The organism is Flavobacterium sp. GSP6, from assembly GCF_003984855.1.
GTDB lineage: Bacteria > Bacteroidota > Bacteroidia > Flavobacteriales > Flavobacteriaceae > Flavobacterium.
Genome location: NZ_RYDO01000001.1, coordinates 328516 through 348964 on the forward strand (window position 1 = coordinate 328516; position 20449 = coordinate 348964).

General features: G+C 35.5%; 16 protein-coding genes. 10 read left to right on the top strand and 6 right to left on the bottom strand.

Annotated elements, in window-relative coordinates; translation table 11 throughout:
- Positions 1 to 64: 64 nt before the first annotated feature.
- Positions 65 to 775, bottom strand: a complete 711-nt coding sequence (locus tag EKM03_RS01480) for a glutamate dehydrogenase (RefSeq protein ID WP_231507403.1) — start codon at positions 773 to 775, stop codon at positions 65 to 67.
- Positions 776 to 1140: 365 nt separating this feature from the next.
- Between EKM03_RS01480 and gdhA the strand changes: the two genes are divergently transcribed.
- The 8 genes from gdhA to EKM03_RS01520 all read left to right on the top strand — a co-directional run bounded on the left by gdhA (position 1141) and on the right by EKM03_RS01520 (position 11286).
- Complete coding sequence (gdhA, locus tag EKM03_RS01485; protein ID WP_126457645.1) at positions 1141 to 2484, top strand: NADP-specific glutamate dehydrogenase; 1344 nt, start codon at positions 1141 to 1143, stop codon at positions 2482 to 2484.
- 125 nt (positions 2485 to 2609) lie between these two features.
- Positions 2610 to 4898, top strand: a complete 2289-nt coding sequence (locus EKM03_RS01490; protein ID WP_126739759.1) for a T9SS type A sorting domain-containing protein — start codon at positions 2610 to 2612, stop codon at positions 4896 to 4898.
- Between the two features lie 54 nt (positions 4899 to 4952).
- Positions 4953 to 5666 (top strand): DNA repair protein RecO, encoded by a 714-nt coding sequence (gene recO, locus EKM03_RS01495; RefSeq protein WP_126576705.1) that lies wholly within the window; start codon positions 4953 to 4955, stop codon positions 5664 to 5666.
- A 109-nt stretch (positions 5667 to 5775) separates the two neighbouring features.
- Positions 5776 to 6240 carry a hypothetical protein gene (locus EKM03_RS01500; RefSeq protein ID WP_126567753.1) on the top strand — a complete coding sequence of 155 codons (465 nt, stop codon included), beginning with the start codon at positions 5776 to 5778 and terminating at the stop codon, positions 6238 to 6240.
- The gene (locus EKM03_RS01505; RefSeq protein ID WP_126457642.1) at positions 6230 to 6433 is read left to right on the top strand and encodes a helix-turn-helix transcriptional regulator; all 204 of its coding nucleotides are present in this window, start codon (positions 6230 to 6232) and stop codon (positions 6431 to 6433) included. Before EKM03_RS01500 ends, EKM03_RS01505 begins: the two co-directional genes overlap by 11 nt.
- Before the next feature lie 316 nt (positions 6434 to 6749).
- Positions 6750 to 10214 (top strand): isoleucine--tRNA ligase, encoded by a 3465-nt coding sequence (ileS, locus tag EKM03_RS01510; protein ID WP_126739760.1) that lies wholly within the window; start codon positions 6750 to 6752, stop codon positions 10212 to 10214.
- A gap of 6 nt (positions 10215 to 10220) precedes the next feature.
- Positions 10221 to 10601: a TraR/DksA C4-type zinc finger protein gene (locus tag EKM03_RS01515; protein ID WP_126561423.1), complete on the top strand. Its 381-nt coding sequence runs from the start codon at positions 10221 to 10223 to the stop codon at positions 10599 to 10601.
- Positions 10602 to 10686: 85 nt separating this feature from the next.
- Positions 10687 to 11286, top strand: coding sequence for a lipoprotein signal peptidase (locus EKM03_RS01520; protein WP_126739761.1), 600 nt, complete (start codon positions 10687 to 10689; stop codon positions 11284 to 11286).
- Between the two features lie 66 nt (positions 11287 to 11352).
- Here the strand turns inward: EKM03_RS01520 and EKM03_RS01525 are convergent, their stop codons facing one another.
- The 5 genes from EKM03_RS01525 to EKM03_RS01545 all read right to left on the bottom strand — a co-directional run bounded on the left by EKM03_RS01525 (position 11353) and on the right by EKM03_RS01545 (position 15785).
- The gene (locus EKM03_RS01525; RefSeq protein WP_126457638.1) at positions 11353 to 11550 is read right to left on the bottom strand and encodes a hypothetical protein; all 198 of its coding nucleotides are present in this window, start codon (positions 11548 to 11550) and stop codon (positions 11353 to 11355) included.
- Positions 11551 to 11586: 36 nt separating this feature from the next.
- Complete coding sequence (locus tag EKM03_RS01530; RefSeq protein WP_126739762.1) at positions 11587 to 12150, bottom strand: 5-formyltetrahydrofolate cyclo-ligase; 564 nt, start codon at positions 12148 to 12150, stop codon at positions 11587 to 11589.
- Between the two features lie 10 nt (positions 12151 to 12160).
- Positions 12161 to 13141 (bottom strand): succinylglutamate desuccinylase/aspartoacylase family protein, encoded by a 981-nt coding sequence (locus EKM03_RS01535; protein ID WP_126739799.1) that lies wholly within the window; start codon positions 13139 to 13141, stop codon positions 12161 to 12163.
- Between the two features lie 288 nt (positions 13142 to 13429).
- A complete protein-coding gene (locus tag EKM03_RS01540; RefSeq protein WP_126739763.1) occupies positions 13430 to 14074 on the bottom strand; it encodes a hypothetical protein in 645 nt (214 codons plus the stop codon).
- A 7-nt stretch (positions 14075 to 14081) separates the two neighbouring features.
- Positions 14082 to 15785 carry a hypothetical protein gene (locus tag EKM03_RS01545; protein WP_126561427.1) on the bottom strand — a complete coding sequence of 568 codons (1704 nt, stop codon included), beginning with the start codon at positions 15783 to 15785 and terminating at the stop codon, positions 14082 to 14084.
- Between the two features lie 413 nt (positions 15786 to 16198).
- Between EKM03_RS01545 and uvrC the strand changes: the two genes are divergently transcribed.
- A complete protein-coding gene (gene uvrC, locus EKM03_RS01550; protein ID WP_126739764.1) occupies positions 16199 to 17998 on the top strand; it encodes an excinuclease ABC subunit UvrC in 1800 nt (599 codons plus the stop codon).
- A gap of 74 nt (positions 17999 to 18072) precedes the next feature.
- The gene (locus EKM03_RS01555; RefSeq protein WP_126739765.1) at positions 18073 to 20271 is read left to right on the top strand and encodes a patatin-like phospholipase family protein; all 2199 of its coding nucleotides are present in this window, start codon (positions 18073 to 18075) and stop codon (positions 20269 to 20271) included.
- The last annotated feature ends 178 nt before the right edge of the window (positions 20272 to 20449 follow it).

The window sequence follows — 20449 nt, forward strand, 5'->3', positions numbered from 1 at the left end:
AACCCCCAATTCTAATTTAGAGTTGGGGGTTTGTTGTGTAAAAGTATTGCCATTATTATTATTATTACAAATAATAAATATACCCTACATTAAACCAGACCAGCCAGTCGTTTGCTTTGTTTTCTTTATAAATTTCCGGATTAGGATTTAAACCATCTACCCAGTTGGAAAAATAATACTGCATTCTTAAGTCGACCATTAAATCCGATAATGGAGATAATTTATAGCGGGTTCCCACGCTGGATACCACGGACCAGACAGATCCGCTTTCAGAAGAAAACCCATACGGACGACCATCAGTTGGGGTTAGATATTTAGGAAATGTAGTTAACGGAGTTCCTAAAGGGCCTAGTGAGGACGAAGCTTTTGCATTGTAATAACTAAACTGACCTCCCAGGCTTATAAAAGGTCCTAAGCTTCCTGTTCGGGAACTGAAATCACGAATACTCCAGGGAAAATATTCCAGTTGCATTCCAATGTTAGTAACAGCAGTGCTTCCTGTCATTGCGCGCAATTGATCTGCTTCCAGTGAGGGTTTCTCTGGAGCGACCCATTCGCCAAAGTGTTTTAAGTGGGTTTTATTATACGATAGCTCACTTCTTAATTTGAAGTGGTTGTTAAAATACGTTTCCGGGGTATAACAATTACAGTCGGCTTTATAAGAAAAATTCAAATAATGAATAATCCCTATTCCTATACCTGTATTTCCTGAGTTTGTTGAAAGGTCATTTCGTTCCCCATAATCAGATTGAAAAGCAACAGGCCCAACAACCACTCCTATTTCATGCGAAAAACCACCGAATTGTGCATTAGAATGAGGTAAAAACCCAAAAAAAAAAGGGTAAGCAGGGTTATTTGTTTGATCATTAGGGGGATAAATTTTCTAATCCTGACAAATATATAAAAACATCATTCACTAATAAAAATAAAATTATAAATAAGTTTACAAATTCTTGTTTTACTTACGAAAGTCATAGTGATTTTAGATTAAATGGTATATCTTATACACAATTGATTGCAAATGGGTAATAAAAAAATAATTCTATTGATAAAGTGGAAAAACTAAGTCTGAATATTTTTATAAAATGTATCTTTGTATAGTTTAACGAAATCGTTTTCTTAATCAATTATTTATAATCTATGTTACTAAAAGTAAATGAATTTATGGCTCAAGTTGAAGCCAAAAATCCAAATGAACCTGAATTTATTCAAGCTGTTAGGGAATTCGCTGAAACTGTAATCCCATTTATTGCAGAACAGAAAAAATACGACGGAAAAAATTTGCTTCTCAGAATAGCTGAACCAGAACGGTCGATTATATTTCGTGTTCCGTGGGTTGACGATAGTGGTGAAATACAGGTTAACAGAGGTTTTAGAATTCAAATGAATTCAGCAATCGGACCATACAAAGGGGGAATACGCTTCCACCATACGGTAAATTTATCAGTGCTTAAGTTTTTAGCATTTGAACAAGTATTCAAAAATAGTCTGACCACTTTGCCAATGGGCGGAGGAAAAGGAGGATCGGATTTTGATCCACAAGGAAAATCAGATGGGGAAGTGATGCGTTTCTGTCAGTCTTTCATGACGGAATTGTGCAGACACATCGGGCCACAATTAGACGTTCCTGCAGGAGATATTGGTGTTGGAGCCAGGGAAATTGGGTATCTATTTGGTCAATACAAAAGAATAAAAAACGAATTTACTGGAGTGTTAACCGGTAAAGGACTGGCTTACGGAGGTTCTTTGATCAGACCGGAAGCAACAGGGTATGGAGTGGTTTATTTTGCGGAACAAATGCTTAAAACCATAGGCCAAACTATCAATGGAAAAACAGTTTCCATTTCTGGATTTGGGAATGTGGCTTGGGGAGTCGCTTTGAAAGTAAATGACCTTGGCGGAAAATTAGTTACTATTTCAGGTCCGGATGGGTATATTTATGATGAGGAAGGTATTTTCGGAGAAAAAATTGACTTTATGCTAGAGATGAGGGCAAGAGGCGATAACAGATGCGAATCGTATTTAGAAAAATATCCAAATGCCGCTTTCCACAGAGGTAAAAGTGTGTGGGAAGTAAAAACAGATATTGCCATTCCTTGCGCAACTCAAAATGAGTTGAACGAGGAAGATGCAAAAAACTTAATTGCAAATGGAGTTATTTGTGTAACCGAAGCAGCAAACATGCCATGTACGTTAGAAGCTATCAAAGAATTCTTAAACGCAAAAGTCCTTTTTGCACCAGGTAAAGCGGCAAATGCAGGTGGTGTTGCAGCCTCTGGATTAGAGATGACACAAAATTCTATTCGTTTAAACTGGACCAGTGAAGAAGTAGATAGCAGACTAAAAGAGATTATGGTAGGAATCCACAATCAATGTAAAAGATATGGTACGGACGAAGAAGGATATGTGAACTATGTAAAAGGAGCAAACATTGCTGGATTTGTAAAAGTAGCAGATGCTATGCTGGCACAAGGGGTCGTGTAAATCAGCTTTAATTATTGTATAAAATGCCTTTTGTCTTTATTCTGGACAGAAGGCATTTTTTGTGTGTAACAAAATGCTAAGACTTTCGTTTGTTCTATATTTGTAATTCAATAGTCATACAGATAATGAACAAGAGCGTTTTATTTTTTTTGCTGCTACTTTTTGTGCAAATGGGTTTTGCTCAAAACGATTTGTCGTGGCAGGGTTATTTCTCCTATAATGAAATAAAAGATGTCTCCGTATCTGCAACAGCCGTTTTTGCTGCTTCTGAAAATGCGTTGTTTTCTAAAAACACAACCAGTAATATAATCAAAACCACCAATACAGTAGACGGACTCTCCGGACAAACCATCTCGTCGGTATTTCATAGTACAGCCTCCAATAAAACAATTGTAGGATATGAAAACGGACTGCTAATCGTGATTAATGAAGTTGATGGAAGCATGCTCAATGTAGTCGATATTATCAACAAACAACTTCCTTCGGATATAAAGAAAATCAATCATTTCATGGAATTTGAAGGGATAGCTTATCTCTCGTGTGATTTTGGTATTGTCCAATTTAATTTGGCCACCATGCAATTTGGGGATACTTATTTTATTGGGAATGCCGGTGCCGAAATCAGTGTGAGCCAAACCGCATTGTACAATGGTTTTATTTATGCTGCCACAAATAATGGAATAAAAAGAGCTGCTGTTTCTAATAAGAATTTAGTCGATTTTAACCAATGGACCACAATAGCCTCTGGAATCTGGTCTGGCATAACAACAGTAGGTTCAAATCTGTATGCTGTGGACGCTTCGGGATACATTCATAAATTTAATTTGGTTACGGATTCGTTTGCGGGATCTGTCCGGCTTTCTCAACCTGCATTGGATATGAGAACATCGGATGGTTATTTAGTAGTTACAACTTTAAGCAGGATTTATATTTATAACAGCCAAATGGCATTGGTACATCAAATAAATACCAATCAACTGCCGGAACCCAATATTAGTTTTACGTGTGCTACTATAATAGGCGACACTGTTTTTATTGGAACAAAAGAAAATGGATTGACTACAACTACGCTTTCTTTGGGGGTAACTTTTGAAAACATAACACCCATTGGTCCGTCAAGAAACAATATATTTTCGCTTCAGGTGGCGCCCAGCTCGCTTTGGGTGGTTTACGGAGATTATACGTCCGATTATAATCCGTATCCGTTAGACAGTTATGGGATTAGTAAATTTAGCGCTACAGGGTGGTTGAATATTCCGTATGAAGCAGTTTTAGGAGCGCAATCAATGACCAGAATTATAGTTAATCCAAGCAATGAAAACGAAGTATATGCCAGTTCTTTTTTCTCAGGACTGTTGAAAATAGAAAATGACGTACCAAAAATTTTGTACAATCAAACCAATAGCGCCTTAGAGTCATTAACCTTTGCAGGGCCTAATTATAAAGACATTAGGATCAATGGAACCGCATTTGACAAAACAGGAAATCTTTGGGTTACCAACAGCCGAATAAAAAATGGATTGAAAGTCTTGAGGCCTTCGGGTCAATGGCAAAGTTATGCGATGGATGCTATTTTGGACTCGCCAAATGACAACAATTTTGGAACAATTGCAATAGATAGAAATGGAACCAAATGGCTTTCTACGAATGGTGATGGTGTGATTGGTTTTAACGAAAGTAACACTAGATTTAAAAAAATAACAACAGGCGCTGATTTGGGTAATTTACCAGTTTCGGATGTTCGAACTATTGCAATAGATACCAGAAACCAGCTCTGGATCGGTACTACAAAAGGGTTGCGAATTTTGTCAAATGTAAGTAGTTTTCAATCGGATGACCAGATGACGACCAATCCCATAATTATTACAGACGATAATCTGGCCCAAGAATTGTTATACGAGCAATTTATTACGGATATTGCTGTTGATGGTGCCAATAATAAATGGATAGGAACGGCTGATTCCGGTTTGTTTTTAGTCTCGCCAAACGGTCAGGAAACCAAATATCATTTTACAATAAGCAACTCGCCGTTGCCCAGCAATGTGATCAATGACATTGAGATCAATAGCGCTACGGGCGAAGTTTTTATTGCTACTGCAAAAGGGCTGATTTCTTTCAAAGGAATTGCAACTGCTGCTAATGATGATTTAAGTAACGCGTATGTGTATCCAAATCCGGTACGACCGGAATACCAAGGAACCGTTAAAATTGCCGGATTACTGGATAAAGCCAACATTAAAATCACTGATATTGGAGGAAATCTGGTTTATGAAATCACTTCCGAGGGTGGAACAATAGAATGGGATACCACCGCCTTTGGGAAATATAAAGTGGCCTCAGGGGTGTACATGATATTTATTTCGGCGCAAGACGGAGTGGAAACTAAAGTTAAAAAAGTAATGATAATCAGGTAATTTAGAAGAATGAATTTTTCAATCTTTAAATTTTTCAATCTTTAAATTAAAATTGTGCTCGTAAAAACCAAAGCCATTGTTCTTTCATCTTTAAAATTTCAAGAAAAAAGCTTAATTGTGAAATGCTTTACGCTGTCACATGGCTTGAAATCGTACTTCGTTCGGGATGCTTTTTCGAGTCGAAAATCAAATCAAAAAATCGCTTATTTTCAACCTTTGACGATACTCGAAATTGAAGCCGTTCATAAAAACAAAGGTACTTTAGAAAATTTCAAGGAAATAAAAATCGGGACTCCTTTTCATTCGATACATTCGGATATTTATAAAAGCACGATTGTAATGTTCATTTCCGAAATGCTACACCATTCCATTCACGAAGAAGAGGCAAATGAACATCTGTTTACCTTTCTGGAAACCGCTTTGCATTGGCTCGACAATCACGATGAAATTGCTAATTTTCATTTGATTTTATTATTGGAAACCACAAAATATCTGGGTTTTTATCCGGATATTTCTGATATGGACATGCCTTTTTTCGAAATGAACGAAGGTGTCTTTACGCCTTTCAATGCCATCAGTTCGCTCACGGAACATGAAAGCAATTTGTTCAAAAAACTAATCGATTTGAAATTCGATACCGATCAAAAAACATTCCATGTCATCGAACGGCAAATCGTTTTAAGAATACTGATCGATTACTACAGTTTTCACTTGGACGGCTTCAAAAAACCAAAATCGCTGGATGTTTTAAAAGAAGTTTTTTCTTAAACTTAAAATTTTTGAGAAAATATAGTTTTGTGTTTAAAAGTAAAGTATATTTGTCTTTTAATCAAGTTTGTTGTTCTTTATGGAAAGCAGACTTTAACTAATTAACTTTATGGAATTAAAAGTAAAACAAGGTGGGGAAATCGAAAAAATTGAAAAAATCACCGGCTACCAACTTCCTAATAAATTTAAAATTGTTGGTTTAGTATTATTTGTTGTTTCAGTCCTTTCAATTATTACATCGCTTAAGCTGTATTTGGTGGGAGTAAAACACTATGATTTATTTGAGCGAATAGCTTTGACTAATATGGTTTTAGGATTACTTATCATTTCAATTTCGCGAGAGAAAATAGAAGATGAGTTAATTGCGAAAATTCGTTTGCAATCTTATAATTATGCAGTTATAGGAACAGTGTTGTTGTATCTAATATTGCCATTTATTCATTATGCTATTACTTTTAGTTTCTCATCTACGCCAAAAATAGAAGGTAGTAAGGATATTCCTCTTTTAGCAGTTATGCTCGCAATGCAGATTATTACCTTTAAAAAGCTAAAAAGAGCATATAATGAAGAATAGATTAAAAGTAGAACGCGCCATTTTAAATTTAACTCAAGAGGAATTAGCGGAGAAAATAGGAGTTTCAAGGCAAACTATAAATTCAATTGAAACCAATCGCTTTGTGCCATCAACAGTTCTTGCGCTAAAATTATCAAGGTTGTTTGGAAAATCAGTTAATGATTTTTTCGAACTGGATGATGATGACAAATAAGCGTTAAATACTTCAATTTGATAAGAAATTGTATTTAATACAAATTCTTTCAAAACAAATTCACTTTAGAAAATTGCAAAGCCATAAAAGTTTCAAGAAAACCAAAATCGCTGGATGTTTTAAAAGAAGTTTTTACCTAGAAATTCGGGCGTGACCCTACGTAAAAACTTCGGGTCGGGCTGTTCGTTCCAATCTTTTATTTCGTAAACTTCATAAAAGGATTTCCTCTTCCATCCCTCACGCAAAAACTCGTAACTCATAACTCATAATTCATAACTATTCCTTACTTTCGCACCTCGATTTAGAAAAGGATAAAATGAGCACAAAATTTACTGAATACAAAGGACTTGACTTACCAACTGTAGCGTCAGAGGTACTTGATTTTTGGAAGAAGGAAAACATATTCGAGAAAAGTGTAACCACTCGTGAAGGAAACACCCCATTCGTGTTTTTTGAAGGGCCGCCTTCGGCAAATGGATTACCGGGAATTCACCACGTAATGGCACGCGCCATTAAAGATATTTTTTGCAGATATAAAACTCAAAAAGGGTTCCAGGTAAAGCGTAAAGCCGGCTGGGATACGCATGGCTTGCCGGTGGAATTAGGAACCGAAAAAGAATTGGGAATCACCAAAGAAGATATTGGAAAAACCATTTCCATCGAAGAATACAACGAAGCGTGCAAAAAAACCGTAATGCGTTATACAGATGTATGGAACGATTTGACCGAAAAAATGGGCTATTGGGTTGATATGGAAGATCCGTATGTGACCTATAAATCTAAATATATGGAAACGGTTTGGTGGATTTTGAAACAAATCTACAACAAGGATTTGATGTACAAAGGCTACACCATTCAGCCTTATTCCCCAAAAGCAGGGACAGGATTGTCATCTCATGAAGTCAACCAACCAGGAAGTTATCGTGATGTAACGGATACGACTGTTGTGGCACAATTTAAAGTCCTTTCCCCAACCCTCTCCAAAGGAGAGGGAGCTGAAACTGAAAATTCGGTATCAAAGGCTTTCGGACTCGACTCCCTCCCCAAAGGGGAGGGCTGGGCTGGGGATTTTTATTTCCTCGCTTGGACGACAACGCCTTGGACATTGCCAAGTAATACCGCTTTGACTGTAGGTCTAAAAATTGAATATGCTTTAGTAAAAACATTCAATCAATATACATTTCGTCCGGCAACATTGATTTTGGCTAAAAAATTAGTTGCAAAACAATTCGGGAAAGGGTTCTTTGAAAGTACAGAACCTGCTGATTTTGAAAATTTCAAAGAAGGCGACAAGAAAATTCCGTTTCAGGTTTTAGCAGAATGCAAAGGAGCTGATTTAGTTGATATTCGGTACGAACAACTAATGCCATTGGTGCTTCCGTATCAAAATGCTGAAAATGCTTTTAGAGTAATTTCAGGAGATTTTGTAACTACCGAAGATGGAACAGGAATTGTACATACCTCACCTACTTTTGGTGCTGATGATGCAAGAGTAGCAAAAGAAGCTACGCCAGAAATCCCGCCGATGTTGGTGCTGGATGAAAATGGAACTCCGGTTCCATTAGTAGATTTACAAGGAAAATTCACCTCACATGTGGGCGAATATGCCGGTAAATATGTGAAAAATGAATATTACAACGACGGTGAAGCGCCAGAGCGTTCAGTAGATGTTGAAATTGCCATTCGATTAAAAGAAGAAAACAAAGCCTTCAAAGTAGAGAAATATGTCCACAGTTATCCGCATTGCTGGAGAACCGATAAGCCGATTTTATATTATCCATTGGATTCCTGGTTCATAAAAATCACGGAGGTTAGAGACAGAATGTTCGAACTGAACGAAACGATTAACTGGAAGCCAAAATCGACTGGAGAAGGACGTTTTGGAAACTGGATAAAAAATGCCAATGACTGGAATTTATCGCGATCCAGATTCTGGGGAATTCCATTGCCAATTTGGAGAACTGAAGATAAACAAGAGGAAATCTTAATTGGTTCTGTTGAAGAATTATACAACGAAATTGAAAAATCTATCGCTGCAGGTTTTCAAAAAGAAAATCCTTTTAAAGGTTTTGAAATTGGAAATATGGCTGAATCCAATTACGATTTAGTTGATTTGCATAAAAATGTAGTCGACGAAATCACCTTGGTTTCTGCTTCTGGAAAGGCAATGACACGTGAAGCTGATTTGATTGATGTTTGGTTCGATTCTGGTTCCATGCCTTATGCGCAATGGCATTACCCTTTTGAAAACAAAGATAAAATAGACGCAAATAAGGATTTTCCTGCTGATTTCATTGCTGAAGGAGTGGATCAAACGCGTGGTTGGTTTTATACTTTACATGCCATTGGGACATTAGTTTTTGATAAAGTTGCCTATAAAAATGTAGTTTCTAACGGATTGGTTTTAGACAAAAACGGACAAAAAATGTCTAAACGTTTGGGCAATGCCGCAGATCCATTTGAAACATTAAAAGAATACGGTCCAGATGCGACGCGTTGGTACATGATTTCGAATGCAAATCCTTGGGACAATTTGAAATTTGATTTAGAAGGAATTGCGGAAGTTCGTAGAAAATTCTTTGGAACCTTGTACAACACGTATTCGTTCTTTAGTTTGTATGCCAATATTGATGGTTTCAAATATGAAGAAGCAGAGATTCCATTAAACGAAAGACCGGAAATTGACCAATGGATTATCTCTGAATTGAATACCTTGATAAAAGATGTAGATACCTATTATGCAGATTATGAGCCAACTAAAGCGGCTCGCGCAATCTCTGAATTTGTTCAGGAAAATTTGAGTAACTGGTACGTTCGTTTGTGCAGAAGACGCTTCTGGAAAGGGGAATACGCACAGGACAAAATCGCGGCATATCAAACTTTATATACGTGTTTGTTAACCATAAGTAAACTTGGTGCGCCAATCGCTCCGTTTTTTATGGACAAACTTTACAGAGACTTAACTGTAGCAACACAGTCGGAAAAATATGACAGCGTACATTTGGCCGAGTTTCCAATTTCGGTTGAAAACTATGTTAATAAAATGTTGGAGAGCAAAATGCAGAAAGCACAAACCATTTCATCATTGGTTTTATCACTCCGAAAAAAGGAAATGATCAAGGTGCGTCAGCCGTTGCAAAAGGTAATGATTCCGGTGCTTGACGACAATCAAAGAGCCGAAATTGAAGCTGTTTCTGACCTGATAAAAGCAGAGGTAAACGTGAAGGAAATCGTACTTTTGGATGATGCTTCCGGTGTTTTGGTGAAACAAATCAAGCCTAATTTTAAGGCACTTGGACCCCGTTTTGGAAAGGATATGGGGTTGATTTCTAGGGAAATACAAGGGTTTTCTGCGGCACAGATCAGTCAATTGGATAAGGATGGAAGCCTAAGTATTGTTATTGCAGGAAATACCGTAATTTTAACACAAGAAGATGTCGAAATTACCTCACAGGATATTGAAGGCTGGTTGGTAGCAAACGCTAACGGAATAACGGTTGCGCTGGACATTACAATTTCACCAGCATTAAAACAAGAGGGAATTGCCAGAGAATTAGTAAACAGAATTCAGAATATTCGTAAAGATTCCGGATTTGAAGTTACGGATAAAATTAAAGTGCAACTGAAGAGAAACGGACTTTTAGAGCAGGCAATTTTAGAAAATGAAGCCTATATAAAATCAGAAACACTGACCAGTGAATTGGTATTTGTAGATGAAATAACAAACGGTACGGAAATAACATTTGATGAAATAAAAACAATGATATTAATTTCAAAATAATATAAGATGACAGATGAAATCACAAGATATTCTGATACTGATTTAGCAGAATTCAAAGAGATAATCCTTGGGAAAATTAAAAAAGCACAGGCTGATTTAGATCTGATAAAAAGTGCGTACATGAATGATTTAAATAACGGAACTGACGATACTTCTCCAACTTTTAAAGCCTTTGAAGAAGGAAGCGAAACGATGTCTAAAGAAGCAAACTCTCAACTGGCAATTCGTCAGGAAAAGTTTATTCGGGATTTGAAAAATGCCCTTTTCCGTGTCGAAAATAAAACGTATGGAGTGTGTAAAGTCTCAGGCAAATTAATCGGGAAAGAAAGATTGAAAATTGTCCCTCACGCTACAATGAGTATTGAAGCAAAGAACCTGCAACGATAAACTACTAGTTAAACAATATTTAACGCTCCATTGGGAGCGTTTTTTTTGATTAAATTGCTATTTTTGCGCCATTAAAATTTATAAAATGTCATTACGAAAAGCCTATCTCCTTATTTTTATTTTACTGCTTGTTGATCAAGTCACTAAAATCTACATCAAAACTAATTTTATCTTAGGGGAAGAAGTCGAAGTATTCAAATGGTTCAAAATCCTTTTCATTGAAAATGATGGAATGGCATGGGGAACAGTAATTCCGGGGGTTTACGGAAAATTATTTTTAACCCTTTTTAGATTGGTCGCTGTAGGCGGAATTGGGTACTGGCTATGGGATTCTATAGAAAGAAAAAATAGTTCTAACTATCTAATTGTTGCCATCTCATTGATTTTGGCAGGTGCTTTTGGGAACATCATCGATTCTGTTTTTTACGGAATTATTTTTGATGATAGTCAGCAAGAAGTGGCTACTTTATTCTCGGATCAACCGTATGGAACCTGGTTTCACGGAAAAGTGGTAGATATGTTTTATTTTCCTTTTTGGCACGGAAATTTACCTAGTTGGTTGCCTGTTTGGGGAGGAAAAGAATTTACTTTTTTCAATGCAATTTTCAATATTGCAGATATGGCGATTTCCACAGGAGTTGGAATCTTGATTTTTTTCAACAAAAAAGCTTTTCATCACGAATAGGTTCGACGTTTTTTATAACATACAAAAAGACCTGTTCCTGATTTGAGCAAGTCTTTTTTGTTTGTATTAATTTTTATTGTGTCCGGGGGCATATTGTTTAGCGCTTTTCCCTCCATATATTTTTTTTGCTTGACCTGGAGGTAGTTTTTTAGCTTTATAGGATGATCTGCTGGTTCCAGTGTGAATACTGCAGCTTGAAAAGGAAACTGCAAAAAGGATGACCATAACGCTTACGGCAAATCTTGAATTTTTGAATGTTCTCATAAGTTAAGTGGATTGTATCAGTTACAAAAGTACGGATTAAAATTTATAAACTTGATTCGGAGTCACACAGTAATCCAGTTGTATATCGCCTTCAAAAATATCGGTAATCAATTCTTCGGGTTCGAAGAAAGAAAGTCCAATTTTGATTGCATCCGGTTTGCACTCTGATAAAAATTTGTCATAAAATCCTTTGCCGTAACCCACCCGATGTCCTTTTTTGTCGAAAGCCAAAAGCGGAACAAAAATCACATCGATTTTAGTAGAAGGAACTTCAATACCATCTACCGGTTCGGGAATGTTATATTCATTTTTTTTGATTCGGGTATTATCAGTCAAAAGAAAATGCGTCATCTTTCGGGTGGCAAAATCAGCTTTGGAAACAATAATCTCTTTGTCTTTTCCGGATAATATGTGAAGAATAAATTCAGTATTAATCTCTTTTTGTTCTGTTATAGGTAGGAAAATATGAAAGTAGGTTTGCTCCCAAAGAGGAAGTGTCAGTATTTTATTGGCTATAGCCAGACTCTTTTCCTCGATTTCATTTTCTGAAAGGGAATTTCGTAAGGCTTTGTATTTTTTTCGTAACGCAGTTTTGTCCATTTTAATAATTTTATTCTCCTTCTTCTCCAAAAGCATTCGACAAATGATAAATGGCATCGCCTTCATACACAATCGGGGAATGATTGGCATTTATGATATAACCGTCGTTTGGCGCTTTTACTTTTCGCTCAAACTTTCCGAACGGATCAGTTATGGTGGCAAGAATAGTTCCTTTTTTTACAAATTTCCCAATAGTGTCGTAATCATGTAATAATCCGGAGCATTTGGCTCGTATCCAGCCTGATTTTTCAATATAAATGGTGTCGGATTTCTGATGAACTACAGTATGTTTTGGGTCCAGCATATCAAGGTGCGAAAGCAGACGTTTCGCTCCATTTATACCTTCATCGGCGATAGCGTTATTGATATCTAATGACTTTCCGCCTTCAAAAAGCAACATTTTGACATCCATTCTTTCACTGGAACTCCTAAAGGATCCCATTATGTTTCTGGAATATAAGGTGAAAGGCGCATTAAAGACATCGGCCAGAATTTTTAATTCCTGATTGTTATGCGTTATTCTAATTTGTGGTGCGTTAAAACGGCTGGCTCCACCGGCATGAAAATCGACGGCATATTCAATCAGAGGCATGATTTCAGCTAAAATATGAAACGCAAATCGGCTGGCCAATGAACCCGTTTTGCTTCCCGGAAACACGCGGTTTAAATCCCGACCGTCTGGAAATTCTCTCGATTTATTTACAAATCCATAAACGTTTATGATTGGAATACAAATGATTGTACCTTTTTTTGGCTTGTTGATTTTTTTGTGAATGAGCTGTCGTACGATTTCGACGCCATTGATTTCGTCGCCATGAATTCCTGCCGAGAAAAGCACTATGGGACCTTCAAACTTTGAGCGTCTTACCATAATGGGGATGTTCAGTTTTGTTGTGGTGTGTAGTCTGGCAATTTCGACATTGATCGTTTTGCTTTCGCCAGGAATAATGCTTTCGCCAAAAAGAACGATAGGTGTGGTATTGATTTTCATCATAAGTTCTTGAAAGGATAAAAATAAGGATAATAACGAATTAGAAACTAAAATTCTGATAAAAATTTTGCCAGAACGATTTCAAGAGTATTGATTTGTATTTCGGGATTTTTGAGATTAACTTTGTTATATGAATTCAACAACTTTAGCATTACAAATTCTAAGTAGCGACAAATTTTCCTAACCTTCGTTCACTTTCATTTGTATAGTAAAACTTAAAAACTGCGCAAAGATCCAGAGTCCTTTGCGCAGTTTTTTTAGGGTTTACTTTGTTGAGCTAGTATTTATTTACCAAGTAGAATTAGGATCATAATAATACGAATCTATTTCCCATTTTCCTATTTTATTTTTCTTCATTAAAGCAGTAAATCTGTCCATTGTTTTCCATCCAAGATTAGCATTAAAAGTTATAAATGCATTTTTATCATTAATTATTAATGGAGTTGACAAGTTAAGAATTAAGGTTTCAGAATACTTTTTGTAATTATTTTCTTTAATACTTTTTGTTAACTCACTCGATTCTATAATTGAAACATTAATCGAAGTAAAATCCGAAACTTTCCAATTATGTGCTATAGTATTAACTAAAGTATCCTTTATATTTTTTATTTGTACTTCGTTAAGAATCCAATCTTTATTTGTAGAATTTTTTATAGGTAAATACCTATCTTTATAACAATATTCATAGATGATTAATGAAGACAATCTGCTAATTCTTTCTTTAATAATACAAATTGGATAATTTTTATAAGATTTGTAACGATCTTTTTTAAGTTCTACCTCTAAAAAATCGTTAATAATATCACCTTCTATTTTTGTAATATCACTTTCCTTTACAATTGGATTTATTGTTTCAGAGAGATCTCTGTTGTTTTTTTTAACTGAACAGGATAACGCTAAAAAAACTATACTGATTACCAATACTTTTTTCATGACTTTATTAATTACAAGGTTGACCCATCGGGTTTTGTTGATTTGTAGTGCCTAGACCCTGAGGGTTGCCAGTTTGTTCACAAGCATATCTATTTATTATTCTTTCTCTATTAGGGTTTCCAACGGGTAATAAAGTGTCAAAAATCGAAGTTCCATATAATCCCCCCCAAGCTAAATCGTCATAAACTTGTTGAGGGAACCCCGGTTGGAATTCTTGTAATGCGGCAGCTATTGCATTTACATAACTATTGGCTATTTCTTCATGGTGTAAATCAGGTCCTATTGGAAATTGGTTTACTACTGCGGCGTTAAACAAAATAGGAAGTTCGTTAAAAGAATTGGTTGCTCCCATATTGTAATCATCAACCAAACTGAAAAAGTAAGCATGTGCCATTTCGTGTAATAATAAAGCAGCAATAAATAATTTCGATTTCCCATTATAATCGGGGTTTACATACATTGTATAATTATATTTGGTTCCAAGTGTTGTTCTGCCTGTATTGGCGGGTGTTGTTACCTGTTGTAGTTGCCCATTAACCATTACACTATTATGTTCCGTCTTTATAGTCGTATTGTAAATAGAGTTGTCAGCACCAAGTTTGGCAAATACATTTGCAAAATCACAATTAGTAGTGTTTTTTATTTTTTGAAATACGTCTTTACTACAAGGATCGAGTAAAGCGTCATCAATATTTTTTTCAATTAAAAAAGGAGTAATAGAATTGAAAACTGTTGGATTATCGAACTTTCTAATTCGCATTTCTTGTGCAAAATCAGCGCTTTCTTGCGACCAATTTTGATCAATTTGATATTGTATGGTTTCGTTAAAGAAATTCATATTTTCTTTATTGTAAATCACACTATAAATCACACGGTACGCAAATTCTCTGCTTTCTACAGAAACATTGTACTGCTCTAAATATTTAACTAGTAAAGGATTAGCAACCACAACGGCATATTCTTCTTCTGTTAATTGATAAAGAAAAGACAAAACCTCATTATTAAAACTCAAACTATTTCCACTACCACTGGTTGCGCTTTGACCCGCAAAAGCGTCTGGAGCAGAGATGTAATTTATAGCGGGAGCACTATTGCAAGTTGTTGTTATTAAAAATTCGTAATAACCATCATTAATAAGATTATCGCCGCATTTTACACCTGGTGCATGATTTCCGCCGTTTGTACAATTATGTACAATAGTTGTTACATTTGTCGTGCAGCTATTACTTTTAGCAGTGTTTTTGGATGTTTTTCGACCATTTTGAGCAACCCCGTTTGTAAATTGAGTTTGTACAATTACAGTATGGTAAATATCGAAAATTTGAAATGTACCTGTAAAAGTTTTCTCGTCAAAAACAGCAATAGGATTGGTGGGAGTAAATTTTGCTATACCTGCTTTTTCAACGGTTTCTTTCTTGGTAATTATTAAAAATGAAAAAAATGGTTTTTCTTTTGAATAATTGTTTAGTAGTAGGGAGTATGTCGTGTAATCGTCTTTTTTAATAATTTTTATAAAGTTGGTATTATTTTCTTTTGTTTTCTGCTGTTTTTCTGCTGTAAATTCTGGTCTCGCATTGTTTTTTGCAAAAATCTGGATTTGAACAGTATTAATTTCAGAGACTACTTCTTGTAAAGGGATCTTTTGTGAAGTTATTTTAAATTGCGTTGCAATTGCTTCATCATACAATTCTTCGGTACAACTTGTAAACATACTAATCACAAGTAATAGTATGGGTAATAGTATTTTTGGTTTCGCTGTTTTGCTGTTTTGCTGTTTTGCTGTTTTGCTGTTTTGCTGTTTTGCTGTTTTGCTGTTTTGCTGTTTTGCTGTTTCATAAATTAGTAAGGTTTAAATTAATAATTTATAAAGTTAAGATAATAAAGAATAGATACTATACCCACTTTTAATGATTTTTCAGGATTGGCTTGATTTTCAATTAGTAAGTAACGGTTTGTCACTACTGATGGTATAATTTAAAGCATTTGATAGGTAACTTAATAAAACGATTTAGGTCTAACGGTCTAAACGTAATGAAAAATAAATGGAACATTCAAGAAATGAAATAAAGTGCTATTTTAAAAATCAGATTTGTATTTCGGGATTTTTGAGATTAACTTTGTTACATGAATCCAACAACTTTAGCCTTACAAATCCAAACCTTACCTGATAATCCAGGCGTATACCAATATTACGACAAGGAAGGGAAAATTTTGTATGTAGGCAAAGCCAAAAATTTAAAAAAAAGAGTTTCTTCGTATTTCAATAAAATTCATGACACGGCCAAAACCAATGTGCTCGTTAAGAAGATCGTGACCATAAGACACATTGTGGTTCCTACGGAAACCGATGCCCTTTTACTAGAAAATAACCTAATAAAAACCTTGCAGCCGCGCTACAATGTGTTATTGCGGGATGATAAAAGTTATCCGTGGTTGTGCATCAAGAAAGAACCTTTTTCGCGCATATTTGCGACTCGGAGAATGGTCAAAGACGGGTCGGAATATTTTGGGCCGTATACTAGTTTCAAGACCGTAAGTACTATTTTAGAACTGATCAAAGAGTTGTATCCGCTTAGAACTTGCAATTATGATTTGAGTAAAAGCAATATCGAAAGTGGAAAATTCAAGGTGTGTCTTGAGTATCATATTGGTAATTGTATGGGGCCTTGCGAAGGATTAGAAACTTTAGAAAATTATCAAAAGCAAGTGGATGCGATTCGCGAAATCCTGAAAGGGAATTTCAAGGAAAGCATGAAGGATTTCAAGCGGGTGATGACCAATCTGGCCGCCGACATGCATTTTGAAGAAGCACAAAAAATAAAAGAGAAAATCGAAGTGTTGGAGAATTACCAGTCGCGTTCCACGATTGTAAATCCAAAAATTACGAATATTGATGTCTTTTCGATTGTATCGGATGAAAGTGCGGCGTACGTAAATTTTCTACAAATTTCGCACGGTTCGATTATTCGTTCACACATGATGGAAATCAAAAAGAAACTTGACGAAACCGATGAAGAATTACTGGAATTAGCAATTATTGAACTGCGGGAACGTTTTCAATTGCTGTCGCGTGAAATAATCGTACCGTTTCCCGTTGATTTAGGGGAGAATATAAAAGTAATTGTTCCGCAATTGGGAGATAAAAAGCAAATTTTGGATTTATCCATTCGCAACGCTAAGTTTTACCGAATTGAACAACTCAAACAACTGCAAATTGTAGATCCAGACCGTCATACAAAAAGGATTATGGCACAAATGCAAAAAGATTTGCGATTGCCTGTAGAGCCAAGACATATTGAATGTTTTGACAACTCGAATATTCAAGGAACAAATCCTGTAGCGGCTTGTGTGGTTTTTAAAGATGGAAAACCCAGCAAAAAAGACTACCGCCATTTTAATATAAAAACAGTCGAAGGACCGGATGATTTTGCTTCAATGACCGAAGTGGTTTATAGAAGGTACAAACGATTGCTGGACGAAAAGGAACCGTTACCGAATTTAATAATTATTGACGGTGGAAAAGGGCAATTGTCATCAGCGCTGAAGAGTCTTGACGAATTGGGTCTTCGCGGAAAAATAGCCATAATTGGCATTGCCAAAAGGCTCGAAGAACTTTTTTATCCGGGTGATTCTATTCCGTTATATTTAGATAAAAAATCAGAAACCCTTAAAGTAATCCAGCAATTACGCAACGAAGCGCACCGTTTTGGGATAACGCATCACCGGGATAAAAGGAGTAAAGCAGCACTGAATTCTTCGATAGAATCCATTCCCGGTATTGGCGAAAAAACGATGCTGACCTTGATCCAACACTTCAAAAGTGTTAAAAGATTGAAATTAGCAACAGAAAAAGAAATTTCGGACGTTATAGGTGTGTCTAAAGCCAAAAAAATTACCGAATTTTACAAGGCAACAAATCAATGATTAATCTAGAGTATCTAAACTTGGACAAATAATACCCAATCGCGTCCAGTTTTAGTACTGCCAAATTGCTGCTTATGAAGAAAATTGCACTAATATTTCTTGTTTTTACTAGTTTGATGGTGTTTTCGCAGGAGCAAAAAAGACCCAAAGTAGGATTGGTTTTAAGCGGTGGTGGTGCAAAAGGATTTGCTCATATAGGAGTCCTTAAGGTGTTAGAAGAAGCGGGTGTCAAGATTGATTACATAGGCGGAACCAGTATGGGTGCAGTTATTGGAGGGTTGTATGCTTCAGGTTACAATGCAAACCAGATCGATTCTATTTTTCAAGCGACCGATTTCAATGAATTAATAAATGATTTTATCCCCAGGTCTTCCAAGAATTTTTATGAAAAAAGAAACGACGAATTGTATGCTTTGGTTTTACCGTTTGACAAATTCAAAATAGGAATTCCAGAAGCCTTGTCTAAAGGGATCTACAATTATAATTTATTGAGCAGAATTACCAGAAACGTAAGACACATTAAGGATTTTAACCAGCTTCCAATTCCTTTTTTATGTATTGGAACTAATATTGAAACGGGAGAGCAAGTCTTATTGAACAAAGGGAATCTGGCACAGGCCATGATAGCCAGTTCCGCATTTCCCTCCTTATTTTCTCCGGTGGAAATTGATGGAAAAATCCTGGTAGATGGCGGCGTTGTTAATAATTATCCCATTGAAGAGGTGCGAAAATTAGGTGCGGATATCATTATAGGAGTTGATGTTCAAAATGATTTATTAGACCGAACAGAACTCAAGGATGCTACTAAAATTTTAGTTCAAATCACCAATCTTCAATCTATAGAGCGAATGAAAAAAAATGTAACGGATACTGATATTTATATTAGACCAGACGTTACACAATATGGTGTGATCTCATTTGACAAGGGAAAGGAAATAATAAGAAAAGGGGAAGAGGCAACATTTGGGATTTATGAGCAACTCAAACAACTTGTTGATGCGTCCAATCCCTACACGAAGCCCAGGTTAAAACTACTGTCAGACAGCCTTCAAATAAGAGCAATAAACAGCAATGAATTAAAGAATTACACGAAAGAGTATGTCATAGGCAAGCTAAGATTTAAGCCCGGAGTAAAAACGTGCTATGATGATTTATTAAAAGGCATTAATAATATCAATGCAACCAAAAATTTTAGCTCTATCTCATATTCATTGGAACCTAATAAAGGGGGTGTAGACCTGAACATAAATTTAGAAGAGAATTCAACAAAAACCTACTTAAAATTTGGCCTGCATTATGATAATTTATTCAAAAGTGGCGTTTTGGTAAATTTGACCCGTAAAAAAACACTTTTTAAAAATGATATAGCCTCTCTGGATATTGTTTTAGGAGATAATATTAGATACAATTTAGATTATTATATCGAAAATAGATTTAATTTGAGTTTTGGTTTTAAATCTTATTACAACCAATTTAACAGGAATGTAGCCAAAGAAATAAGCAGTACAACGTTTAATAATCCGGATATAAATTCGATTAATGTAGATTTTACGGACTTGACAAATCAAGCGTATTTCCAGTCTTTATTTGTTCAAAAATTTCTGATAGGAGGCGGAGTCGAGCTCAAATATTTAAAAATAAAATCAGAAACACTCGCCAATGTAGATCCAATAATTGACAACAGTAATTACTTCAGTCTTTTTGGCTACATGAAATTTGATTCTTTTGATAATAAATATTTTCCTAAAAAAGGATGGTATTTTACTGGTGATATTCAAACCTATTTGCTTTCGTCCAATTACACGGGCGATTTTCAACCGTTTTCTATTGCTAAAGCAGATTTTGGTGTAGCCGCAACTTTATTTAAGAACGCTACAGTAAAATTCCAAACCGATGCCGGGTTTTCTTTTGGTCAGGAAAGCGTTGCTTTTTTTAATTTTATTTTAGGAGGATATGGATATAATCCGCTTAATAATTTCAAATATTTATATGGATACGATTATTTAAGTGTGGCCGCTAATAGTTATATAAAATCAACAGGAACGATAGATTATGAGTTTTATAAAAAAAACCACATCAATTTTTCGGCAAATTTTGCTAATATTGGAGATCGGATTTTTGAGACCGTGGATTGGGTTTCAATTCCAAAATATTCTGGCTATGCCGTAGGATATGGTTTAGAAACAGTCATTGGACCTATAGAAATAAAATATTCCTGGTCCCCGGAACAGCCTAAAGGATTTACATGGTTCAGTATTGGGTTTTTGTTTTAATTGTAATTTATTTGAATTTTAATTCCGATATTTGTTATTATGAAAACAATTTGGAACGGTTTGTTAGGATATCTGCAATTCCTCATTAAGAGGAATCCGGAATAGATTGTATTTTTTTTGATTTAATTAAATAAGTTTATTTCGATAAAACGATAAACTTTTAAACTTTAACTTTTAA